Source organism: Paraburkholderia sp. GW821-FHT02A12 (genome assembly GCF_059422005.1).
Window position 1 is genome coordinate 4573886 of record NZ_JBWKWA010000001.1, and the last position, 11020, is coordinate 4584905.

An 11020-nucleotide genomic window follows, 5' to 3' on the forward strand; every position below is an offset into this window, starting at 1 on the left:
CATGGATGGGTACCATTATTTCACTCGATTTCGAACCGAATGCCTCCATGCGGGAGTGGCGCCATGACGGATTTGTCCAGCGGTAGCGAGCAGTTGCGGTCTCTGAATGTTCAGGGTGGGGAGCGCGTGGAGCGTGAGGACGCCGATCCGCAGGAAACCGCCGAATGGCTGGAGGCGCTGGACGCGGTAGTCGCGCACGTGGGCCGCGAGCGCGCGCAGTTTCTGTTCGACAAGCTCGCGGAGTATGCGCTGTCGCTGGGCGTGGAATCGGCGCGGATCAACGTCACGCCGTACCAGAACACGATCCCGTTCGGGCAGCAACCGCGTTATCCGGGCAATCTCGAACTCGAAGAGCGTCTCGCCGCCGCGCTGCGCTGGAATGCACTGGCGATGGTGGTGCGCGCGAATCAGGCGTATGGCGAACTCGGCGGGCATATCGCGAGCTATGCGTCGGCGGCGGATCTGTTCGAGGTCGGTTTCAACCATTTTTTCCGGGCCGCGGCGCCGGGCGGAGAGGAGGGCACAGGCGACCTCGTGTACTTTCAGCCGCATTCGTCGCCGGGCGTGTACGCGCGGGCCTATCTCGAAGGCTTTTTGAGCGAGCAGCACCTGCAACACTATCGTCGCGAGATTGCCGGACCGGGGCTGTGCTCGTATCCGCATCCGTGGCTGATGCCGGACTTCTGGCAGTTCCCGACCGGCTCGATGGGCATTGGCCCGATCAACGCGATTTACCAGGCGCGCTTCATGCGCTACCTCGCCAACCGCGGCCTTGCGCAAACGCACGGCCGCAAGGTGTGGGGCTTCTTCGGCGACGGCGAAATGGACGAGCCGGAATCGACCGGCGCGCTGTCGCTGGCCGCCCGCGAGGGGCTCGATAACCTCGTGTTCGTGATCAACTGCAACTTGCAGCGCCTGGATGGTCCGGTGCGCAGCAACGGCCGCATCATCGACGAACTCGAGGCGCATTTCATCGGCGCCGGCTGGAATGTGATCAAGGTGATCTGGGGCTCGGACTGGGACCCGCTGTTTTCACGCGACCGCACCGGCGCGTTGCTGCGAGCGTTCGCGCACACCGTCGACGGGCAGTTCCAGACCTTTTCGGCGAACGACGGTGCGTACAACCGCGAACGCTTCTTCGGCCAGAATCCGGAGCTTGCGGCGCTCGCCGCGCAGTTGAGCGACGACGACATCGACCGCTTGCGCCGTGGCGGTCACGACGTGCGCAAGCTGCACGCGGCGTATGCGAAGGCGCTGGCGCATCGCGGCCAGCCGACGGTGATCCTCGCGAAGACGATGAAGGGCTTCGGCATGGGCGCGGCAGGCCAGGGCCGCATGACCACGCACCAGCAAAAGAAACTCGGCTTCGACGACCTCAAGGCGTTTCGCGACCGCTTCCGCCTGCCGCTCACGGATGAGGACGTCGAACAGGTGAAGTTTTACAAGCCAGCGGACGACAGCCCAGAGATGCAATACCTGCATGCTCGCCGGGCTGCCTTGGGAGGCTATCTGCCCAGAAGGCGGAGAGTTGCATCGAAGGGGCTGATCGTCCCGCCGATGTCCTCCTGGGGACAATTCGCGCTGGACTCGAACGGTCGCGAGATGTCCACGACGATGGCGCTCGTGCGCATGCTGACCGCGCTGCTCAAGGACGACGAAGTGGGGCCGCGAGTGGTGCCGATCGTCGCCGATGAGGCGCGTACCTTCGGCATGGCGAACATGTTCCGTCAGGTCGGCATCTATTCGCCGCTCGGGCAGCTGTACGAGCCGGAGGACCTCGGCTCGATGCTCTATTACCGTGAAGACACCAAAGGGCAGATTCTCGAAGAGGGAATTTCCGAAGCAGGCGCGGTGTCGTCGTGGATTGCAGCGGCCACGTCGTACAGCGTGCACGACCTGCCGATGCTGCCGTTCTACATCTACTACTCGATGTTCGGCTTCCAGCGCATCGGCGACCTGATCTGGGCCGCGGCGGATCAGCGCGCACGCGGTTTCCTGATCGGCGCGACCTCGGGCAAGACGACGCTCGGCGGCGAGGGTTTGCAGCATCAGGACGGCACGAGCCATCTGGCGGCATCGACGATTCCGAACTGCCGCGCCTACGATCCGGCGTTCGCGTATGAAGTCGCGGCGATCGTCGACGAGGGCATGCGCGAGATGGTCGAACAGCAGCGCGACGTGTTCTATTACGTGACGGTGATGAACGAGAACTACGCGCAACCTTCGGTGCCCGGTGGCGATCCGCAGGCGCTGCGCGAGGGCATCCTGAAGGGGATCTATTCGCTGAGTACTCAGGTGCAGACGCAGACGCAGACGCAAGCGGTGCAAGCGGCGCAGGTCCAGTTGCTGGGCGCGGGCGCGATCCTCGGCGAAGTCATCGCCGCACAACGGGCGCTGAAGGACGACTGGCAGATCGAAGCCGCGGTGTGGAGCGTGACCAGCTTCACCGAGTTGCAGCGCGACGGTATGGAGTCTGAGCGCCTCGCGCGTCATGGCGAGACGACGGAGGCGCCGTATGTGACGAAAGCGCTCGGAGCGTCCCAAGGTCCGGTAATCGCCGCAACCGATTATGTCCGCGCGGTGCCCGAACTGATCCGCGCCTATGTACCGCGCCGCTACGTGACGCTCGGCACTGACGGCTTCGGCCGCAGCGACACGCGCCAGGCATTGCGCGAGTTCTTCGAAGTGGACCGCACGGCGATCGTGATCGCGGCGTTGAAAGCACTGGTGGACGAAGGCGCGCTCGAAGCCGGCGCGCTCGCCGAGGCGCGCCGGAAGTATCGCGGCGACGCTCCCGCAGGCGCAGCTTCATGGCAATGCTGACGCAACGCCGCGGCAAATGAAAACGCGCCCGGCACCACGACCGCAAACTCCTCGCCGCCGAATCGCGCCGCGAGATCCGACGAGCGTCCGAGACAGGACTCGACCGTGCGGCGAATTCTAGATTGATCGGGGGAATGGAGGTGGGTTGCGATGGTCTTGCAAAGGCGACAGCAACGGCTTTGAAGAGCGGTTTCAGCGTTACACCGGTAATTCCCCGTTACCACTTGCAGCATCTATTTCCGCGCGCGCCATACACAATCTGTTTCATGCCTAAACGGCGGGGAGTCAGACATGAAAAAGATTGCAGTGGCGTTGTTGATGGTCGGAAGTCTGAGTGTGACCGGACAAGCGTCGGCTCATGGCAATGGCGGCGATGTGGTCGGCGCGCTGATCGGCGGTGCGTTGCTCGGCGCCGTGGTGACGTCCGCTTTGAATCCGGCGCCGGTGGTGGCTTACCAGCAGCCTGTCTACGCGCAACCGGTGTATCAACCGGCTCCTGTCTATGCGGGGCCGCCGCCGGGATACTGCTTTGACCAGTACCAGCGTGCGTACGTCGCGTGCGGTGCGCCGCCGCCCGGACAGTACTACGGTTATCCGCAGGAGCCTCCGCCGGGGTGGTAAACAGGCGGATAGGTGGGGCGAGCCGGCGCGCGCAGCTGATGATAATCGCGCGCTACACAAAAAGGCCGTCGCGGCATGCGACGGCCTTTTCATTTGTGCGGTGCTCAGTGTTTGTGATGCAACCATTCCGCATAGTGCGTATCGAGCCAGCGCTCCAGGCGTTCCGGCCTTGTCTTGTGGCTATAGTGCGACGCAGCCCAGATCGCAACGCCGACCACCAGCATCACCAGGGGTCCCAGCAAATAAGCCATCAACGATTCAGACATGGGAGCCTCCGTATCGGGTTGCGCGCATGCTTCAGTTTAGGCGATGAATGGCGAGAGAAAAGGGCGCTGTGCGTTGAAAGTGATGAGAGCGCGAACGCGTTGTTATCGACGCGAGAGGAACCTGGTGGGGAGATAAATTTTCGTTTTTCTACAGCACCTTGCATATGGTCTACGTGGCTCTGTGTACCAACCATCGAATGGGAACTGTCTTCGGTAAGGTGGGCAACGCCCTATCTGCCGGATGCCATCAGAACGGGCCCGTCCCTACATTTCGGCCGCCCTGGATCTGGGTATCGACGAAGTCTGCCCAGCGCTGCAAGATCCCGCGCCGCTCGGCGGCATCTTCCACGCCATTGGCGCTTGCGGTGTCCTTGATCGTATGCGCCAAGGTCTTTTCGATCGCGCCTGATGGCTGTCCCAACTCGCGCAAATGCGTCGACGCGGTGCGCCGAAAGTCATGCAAAACGAAATGTTCCACGTCGAGTCCGAGTGCCTTGACGGCTTGATTGAGGGTGCTCTTCGCGATGGGCCGGTCGTCGCCCCTGACGGTCGGGAATACGAAATTTCGACTAGCCGTGCCGCCGCGCAACTCCCGAAGCATCGCAACCGCCTGGTACGAGAGATACACGTCGTGGCCCCGGTCTTTCTTCATTCGCGCGGCCGGAATCGTCCAGAGCGCTGCGTCCAGGTCGAATTCGGACCACGTCGACTCGACGAGTTCGGACTTTCGAACCATCGTCAGCACCAGAAGGTGCAAGGCTAGCTTCAGCGGTCTCCGGATACTCGATGCGTAAATCGAACGGAGCATCGTGCCGATTTCGCCTGGGGAGAGGACGCGGGTGCGGCTGTCCGATGTAGCTATGGAGCGGGCCGCAATGACCTGCGCGGGGTTTGTCGTCGCGAGTTGGCGGGCGATCAGATACTCATAGAGCCGCTTCACCACATTGCGCGTATGCAGCGCCATTTTTGGGGAGCCACGGCTTTTGATCGTGTCGGATATCGCGAGGATGTCGTCGGCAGTCACGGCTTTTATCGGCTTGCCGCCAATCGAGGGCAACACGTCCTTTTCCAGTGCCCGCCGCGTGGTGCGTTGATATTCTTCCGACTTGCCGGCCATCTCCGTCGCGAGATAGAGCTCCGCGCCCTCTCGCAGAACGTCCGCCTTGCTTTCCGCGCCACGGTCTCTGCGCGCCGTGGCCACCGGCGAGACGCCGCTTGCGACCATTTCGGCGTACTTTTGCGCCTTCGCGCGGGCGACCCGCAGCGAGATCATTCTGTAGTCGCCGATCGTGACGAGCGGCTGCCGCTTGCCGTTGAGCGAATAACGGAAACGCCAGACTTTTGTGCCGGTCGTCATGACTTCGATGACCAGGCCGTTGCCGTCGGCTACTGAATATCGGGTCGCGCGCGGTTCTAGCGCACGTATCTGAGTTTCGGTTAGGGGCGCGGCTAGTTTTGGCATTCTCGAATCGTTGACTCACGGACAGACGCGATTCTAAACCGTGTACCCGCTGTGTACCAAAGATTTGGGCTGTTTTGGGTCAACGAAGCCTGGTCGAATGTTTTCGGAAGTAATGCATGACGAGGCTGCTATACCAGTCATAGCGGGCTTTTCCCCGCAAAATTCGGAAACTCTCTACTTGCCGATACAGAACCTGCTGAAAATCACGCCGAGCAAGTCGTCCGAACTGAATTCACCGGTGATCGAGTTCAACTGGTCCTGTGCGAGACGCAGCTCTTCAGCGAAGAGATCCAGCGCCTGCGAGTTCTGATCGGCGTGTGCGGCGGCCGTCGCCAGATGCTCCTCTGCCGCGCGCAGCGCGATCAGATGCCGCTCGCGCGCGAGATACACGCTCTCCGCGCCGGCTTGCCAGCCGGCGATCCGCAAGAGTTCCTGGCGCAGCAGCGTGACGCCGTCGCCTTGTTTCGCCGACAGCCGCACCTCGCTCAGATCGACGTCTGCCGCCGTGCTGAGCAATTTCACCTCCGGCGCCAAATCAGTCAGATCGGTTTTGTTCAGCACCCGCACCACCGGCACGCCGCCCGGAAAGCGGCCGCCGATCGTCTCGTCTTCGGCGGTCATGCCGGTTCTTGCGTCGAGCAGATGCAGCACCACGTCCGCGCGTTCGATCTCGCTCCACGTGCGTGCGATGCCGATCTTCTCCACTTCGTCCTCGGTATCGCGCAGGCCGGCGGTGTCGATCACGTGCAGCGGAATGCCTTCGATCTGGATGGTCTGCGCAACCTTGTCGCGTGTCGTGCCGGCGATCGGAGTGACGATGGCCAGTTCCGCGCCGGCCAGCGCGTTCAGCAGCGACGATTTGCCGACGTTCGGCTGCCCCGCGAGCACCACCGACAAGCCCTCACGCAGCAATGCACCTTGCCGCGCTTCGCTCAGCACGTGCGCGAGCCGCTCGCGAATCCGCGCGAGCTTGCCGCGGGCATCCGCGGCTTCGAGGAAGTCGATTTCTTCTTCCGGGAAGTCGAGCGTCGCTTCGACCAGCATCCGCAGCGTGATCACCTCTTCGACCAACGCGTGAATGTCGCGCGAAAACGCGCCGTCGAGCGAGCGCCCCGCCGAGCGCGCGGCGGCCTCGGTGCTGGCCTCGATCAGATCGGCAACGGCTTCGGCCTGCGCCAGATCCAGCTTGTCGTTGAGAAACGCGCGGCGCGTGAACTCGCCCGGCTCGGCCAGACGCAGACCGAACGCGCGGCCGGCGTCGATGCAACGCTGCAAGACCAGTTGCAGCACGACCGGGCCGCCGTGACCTTGCAGTTCGAGCACATGCTCGCCGGTGTAGGAGTGCGGCGCGGGAAAGTACAGCGCGATGCCGCGATCGAGCGCGTTGCCGCTGTCATCGAGGAACGGCACGTAGCTGGCGTGGCGCGGTGCGAGCGTCTGGCCGGTGAGCGCTTGCATCAGCGGCTGGGCCGCCGTTTCGGCTGCGCGGCCAAACGAAATCCGCACGACTCCGATACCTCCTCGGCCGGGCGCGGTGGCAATGGCGACGATCGGATCGGAATCGGTGGTGAGCATGGGAAGGAAGCTGTCAGAAGAGATTGAAACGCCCGCCAGCGGGCGCCGGGCATTGTAACGCGGGCACTCGCGCGCACCTTCAAGGGCAAGGGACTCCTAAGGCTCTGCGCAGCTCATCAGACAAATAAGGATTTATCTCAAATAAGCTAAGATGGATTAAGACGCGCTGGCGACTCCTTGACGCGCATAAACCTCTGAAGTCCACGCTGCAGAAGGAAAAAGCGATATTCGACGAAATCGCGAAAAGCGTTATTTGATGGCCATTTCAGGCTAAAAATAGCCTATTTACGCTAAAAACTAGCGTGAGCGGTTGTCCACTGATTATGCGCTGAATTGCACAATCGGGCCATGCCGACCTCCAAAGAAAAAGTAGCTTTCGCCAAACGGCTGAAAGACTCACTCCCTAAAGATATTAAGGGTGGGACAGATTTAGCCAGGAAATTCAATCTGCTCTATAGCAGCGGCCCCGCTGTCTCGCCGCAAACCGCCCACAAATGGCTCGCAGGTACGACGATTCCGAAGCCCGATAAGTTGCAGGTTTTGGCCACCTGGTTGCAAAAGGATGTCCATTGGCTGCATTACGGGCCACCGCCTGTGGGCAAGGTCAAACCGCTCGCGCGCGGCGAGAAATATCCGCTGTCGCCTGAAATGATTGAGCTTGCTTCGAGGCTTGCGGGATTGCCGCCGCGTCAGCGAAATCTGGTCGAAGAAATGATCACGGAATTGTATGGCGGTGCTGACGATCAAATAGACGGCGAACCCTGAAGCCCAATAAAAAAGCCGCCCGGCGCAAACCGGGCGGCTTTTTTGCGGCCGGCTTTTCAGCTGGCTTCTTCAGTTTCCGACAACCGGCGGGCGCTACTGCCGCCCGCCACTGACATCGTCAGGCCGCTTTCGTCTTCGACTGGCCCATCATCCGCGTGATGTAGTACTGCTGGGCGATCGACAGCACGTTGTTCACGACGTAGTACAGCACGAGACCCGCCGGGAAGAAGAAGAACATGACCGAGAACGCGATCGGCATGAACATCATCATCTTGGCTTGAACCGGGTCCGGCGGCGTCGGGTTCAGCTTGGTCTGCAGGAACATCGAGACGGCCATCAGCACCGGCAGGATGAAGAACGGATCCTGTTGCGACAGATCGTGAATCCACAGAATCCACGGCGCGCCGCGCATTTCCACCGACGACAGCAGCACCCAGTACAGCGAGATGAACACCGGAATCTGGATCACGACCGGCAGACAGCCGCCGAACGGATTGACCTTTTCGGTCTTGTACAGCTCCATCAGCGCGGCGTTCATTTTCTGCGGATCGCCCTTGAAGCGTTCACGCAGCGCCTGCATGCGCGGCGTGATCGCCTTCATGCGCGCCATCGACTTGTAGCTCGCCGCCGACAGCGGGAAGAACACCGCCTTGATCAACAGCGTGAGCAGCACGATCGCCCAGCCCCAGTTGCCGACATAGCTGTGGATCTTCTCGAGCAGCCAGAAGAGCGGCTTCGCGATGATCGTCACATAGCCGTAGTCCTTCACGAGTTCGAGGCCCGGTGCGACGCCTTCCAGCATGCGCTCTTCTTCAGGACCGGCGAACAGGCGTGCCGCGACGTCGACCGACTGGCCCGGGGCGATCGTCGCCACCGGCTGCTTCACACCGACGCGATACAGCGCCGGATCGATCTTCTCGACGTAAATATCGCGCTTCGCGCCCTGCTGCGGAACCCACGCCGACGCGAAGTAATGCTGCACCATCGCGATCCAGCCGTTGTCGGCCGTGTTCGCGTAGGTTGCCTTGTTCTTGTCGATGTCGCTGAAGTCGATCTTCTGGAAGTGATGCTGATCGGTGTAGACAGCCGGTCCGATGAACGTGTGCGAGAAGCGCGGCGTTTCCACCGGCTGACTGTCGCGCACCAGTTCCATATAGACCGACGGGCTCACCGGCGCCGTGCCGACGTTCTCGATCTTCGTATCGACGCCGATCACGTAGCTGCCGCGCGTGAACGTGTAGGTCTTGATGACCTTCACGCCACCCTTGACCGGCGACTCGAAGCTGATCTGGAACGACTTGGCGTCGCCCGTCAGTTCGTGCGGCTGGTTCGGCACCGGCGTGTAGACGTCGTTATGGTTCGGGAAGTCGCCGCCGAGCAGACCCGTGCGCGCCAGATACGTGTGGTTCGCAGTGCGGTCGAACAGCGTGATCACCAGCTCCGACTGCTTGCCGTCGCCTTGCTTGACGAGCGACAGCTTCGACAGCGTGCCGCCGCGGGTGTCGATCTCGCCGTTATAGACGTCGGTGCTGAACTTGATCAGTTGCGACTGCGTTGCCGCCGGCGCGTTGCCCGGCGCTGCTGCATTGGTGGCCGGCAGATCGGCGGGCTGGGTTCCCGGCGTCGTGGTTCCCGGTTCGGCGCTACCGACGGCCTTGGTCGGCGTGGCGCTCGGGAAGAACATCGACGGGCGTCCGTGATCGCGTTGCCAGTTGTCGAACAGCATGACCGCTGACATGAAGAAGATGACCCATAGGACGGTGCGTTTGATATCCATGCGTTGTCTCAGTGTCGATGGAACGGCGCGTCAGCGCTTTTCAGAAGTGGGAGGCGGGACGAGATCGATGCCGCCCGCGGAAAACGGGTGGCAGCGGCAAATACGCCTGGCGGCGAGATAAGTCCCGCGCGCGGCGCCATGATACTGGATTGCTTCGCGCGCGTAATCAGAGCAGGAAGGGTAAAAACGGCACCGGTTGCCGAGCATGGGGCTCACGGCAATCTTGTAGAAACGCAGTAAAGCGATGAGTACCGTTTGCATGGCTGGTGCGGCCTGACAGCGCCGCGCAACGTGGAGTACCGGGCGACGCCCACGCAGCAGCGCTGCCAACGCTGCGGTATGGGCGGTCACTTGAGCGTCATTCCGTCTTGGGCGCTTCCGCGGGCGGCGCCTCGCGACGGACAATTTCGCGCGCTGCCTTGTCGAGCAGCGCCTCGATTTCACTGCGGCACAGCGCCTTCAACGGCGGCGACGAGGCGCTCGGCAAAGCCTTCTTGTCGAAGCGCGTGTGCAAACGCAGCAGCACATCCCAACCGCCGAATTCGGCGCGCCGCAGCCGGAAGGCTTCACGCGCGATTCGACGTACCAGATTACGCGTGGCCGCGCGCGGCGCATACTTCTTGCCGATCACGAGACCCAGGCGAGCGTCTTTGCCGGTGGGCCGGCCGTACACCACGAAGTGCGCGGTGCGGCGCCACGGTCGCAAACGAAAAACGGATGAAAATTCATCCGTTTTTAGCAGCCTCGCGGCTTTGGGGAAGTCGGCTTGCGCTCGCAACGGAACCGAGCCCTGTTGCTGCGCCCCAGCCGTTCCCGCTTCACCGCGGGCTTCGGTCACAGCGCGCAATCCGCTCGCCTGCCTTAGATGGCGAGGCGCTTGCGGCCCTTCGCGCGACGTGCGTTGATGACCTTGCGGCCACCTGCGGTCTTCATGCGAACGCGGAAGCCGTGGGTGCGCTTGCGACGGGTAACTGAAGGTTGGTAAGTACGTTTCATGTTGCTCTCACTTGATCGAAAAATAACCGCGCGATCATCGCTGAAAGCGCAATGGCCGGAGGTTCACTGAATTGGTTTTCGCGGAACCCGCTATTTAAACCGGTTTTCTGTTGGGCGTCAATAGTTTAGCCTGGTTCGGCCGCGGGCCCGGCGCGCTTTGTCAAGTGATCAGTCCCTGTGGATAACTCCCTTTCGGGTCCGATTTGGCGTTAGAATCTCGCCTTACTTTCCAAGAATCCTGCACGCCGCTCCGGCTCGCTTGCCCCGCAAACCCTTGTGGAACAAGCGCCTGGAGCCGTTACGCCTGGCTGCTCAGGGCCTTGTTGCGTGCGCGCGACAGTGGCAGCGGCGAACCGCCGTGCACACCATAACGACAGCAACTCGATGAACGATTTCTGGCAACACTGTTCCGCATTGCTGGAGCGTGAGCTTACGCCCCAGCAGTACGTGACGTGGATCAAACCGTTGGCCCCGGTCGCCTTCGACGCCGCTGCGAACACGCTCAGCATCGCTGCGCCGAACCGCTTCAAGCTCGACTGGGTCAAGAGCCAGTTCTCCGGCCGCATCGCGGATATGGCCCGCGATTTCTGGCACGCACCGGTGGACGTGCAATTCGTGTTGGACCCCAAAGCAGGCATGCGCGCCCCGGCGGCAGCGGCACCGGCGCGTCCGGTTTTGTCCGCGCCGATGGGCGGCAACATGGCCGTTGCCGCGGTGGACGCAGCGGTGGGCGCC

Annotated in this window: 11 protein-coding genes; 4 read left to right on the forward strand and 7 right to left on the reverse strand. The window is 62.2% G+C overall.

What is annotated here, in order from left to right; translation table 11 throughout:
- The first annotated feature begins 63 nt into the window (after positions 1-63).
- Entirely contained in the window at positions 64-2823 is a 2760-nt protein-coding gene (mdeB, locus tag AC07WT_RS21140) for an alpha-ketoglutarate dehydrogenase (RefSeq protein ID WP_494948347.1), read from the forward strand.
- Between the two features lie 291 nt (positions 2824-3114).
- The gene (locus AC07WT_RS21145) at positions 3115-3444 is read left to right on the forward strand and encodes an ecotin precursor (protein ID WP_494948348.1); all 330 of its coding nucleotides are present in this window, start codon (positions 3115-3117) and stop codon (positions 3442-3444) included.
- 104 nt (positions 3445-3548) lie between these two features.
- On the opposite strand, the gene AC07WT_RS21150 is transcribed toward AC07WT_RS21145, so the two are convergent.
- The 3 genes from AC07WT_RS21150 to mnmE all read right to left on the reverse strand — a co-directional run bounded on the left by AC07WT_RS21150 (position 3549) and on the right by mnmE (position 6747).
- On the reverse strand, positions 3549-3710 hold the full coding sequence (locus tag AC07WT_RS21150) for a hypothetical protein (RefSeq protein ID WP_494948349.1): 162 nt from the start codon (positions 3708-3710) through the stop codon (positions 3549-3551).
- Between the two features lie 247 nt (positions 3711-3957).
- Positions 3958-5172, reverse strand: coding sequence for a tyrosine-type recombinase/integrase (locus AC07WT_RS21155; RefSeq protein WP_494948350.1), 1215 nt, complete (start codon positions 5170-5172; stop codon positions 3958-3960).
- A 174-nt stretch (positions 5173-5346) separates the two neighbouring features.
- Positions 5347-6747 carry a tRNA uridine-5-carboxymethylaminomethyl(34) synthesis GTPase MnmE gene (gene mnmE / locus AC07WT_RS21160; RefSeq protein ID WP_494948351.1) on the reverse strand — a complete coding sequence of 467 codons (1401 nt, stop codon included), beginning with the start codon at positions 6745-6747 and terminating at the stop codon, positions 5347-5349.
- Positions 6748-7095: 348 nt separating this feature from the next.
- Between mnmE and AC07WT_RS21165 the strand changes: the two genes are divergently transcribed.
- Positions 7096-7512 (forward strand): XRE family transcriptional regulator, encoded by a 417-nt coding sequence (locus AC07WT_RS21165; RefSeq protein WP_494948352.1) that lies wholly within the window; start codon positions 7096-7098, stop codon positions 7510-7512.
- A gap of 118 nt (positions 7513-7630) precedes the next feature.
- Here AC07WT_RS21165 and yidC read toward each other — a convergent pair whose 3' ends face one another.
- The 4 genes from yidC to rpmH all read right to left on the reverse strand — a co-directional run bounded on the left by yidC (position 7631) and on the right by rpmH (position 10285).
- The gene (gene yidC / locus AC07WT_RS21170; RefSeq protein ID WP_492590721.1) at positions 7631-9289 is read right to left on the reverse strand and encodes a membrane protein insertase YidC; all 1659 of its coding nucleotides are present in this window, start codon (positions 9287-9289) and stop codon (positions 7631-7633) included.
- A gap of 30 nt (positions 9290-9319) precedes the next feature.
- Positions 9320-9550: a membrane protein insertion efficiency factor YidD gene (gene yidD, locus AC07WT_RS21175; RefSeq protein WP_492590821.1), complete on the reverse strand. Its 231-nt coding sequence runs from the start codon at positions 9548-9550 to the stop codon at positions 9320-9322.
- Positions 9551-9647: 97 nt separating this feature from the next.
- Complete coding sequence (locus AC07WT_RS21180; RefSeq protein WP_492590720.1) at positions 9648-10127, reverse strand: ribonuclease P protein component; 480 nt, start codon at positions 10125-10127, stop codon at positions 9648-9650.
- Between the two features lie 23 nt (positions 10128-10150).
- On the reverse strand, positions 10151-10285 hold the full coding sequence (gene rpmH / locus AC07WT_RS21185; protein WP_004198824.1) for a 50S ribosomal protein L34: 135 nt from the start codon (positions 10283-10285) through the stop codon (positions 10151-10153).
- Positions 10286-10669: 384 nt separating this feature from the next.
- Here rpmH and AC07WT_RS21190 point away from each other — a divergent pair.
- Positions 10670-11020: DnaA N-terminal domain-containing protein (locus AC07WT_RS21190; protein ID WP_494948353.1), on the forward strand; the 351-nt coding region annotated here is incomplete at its 3' end.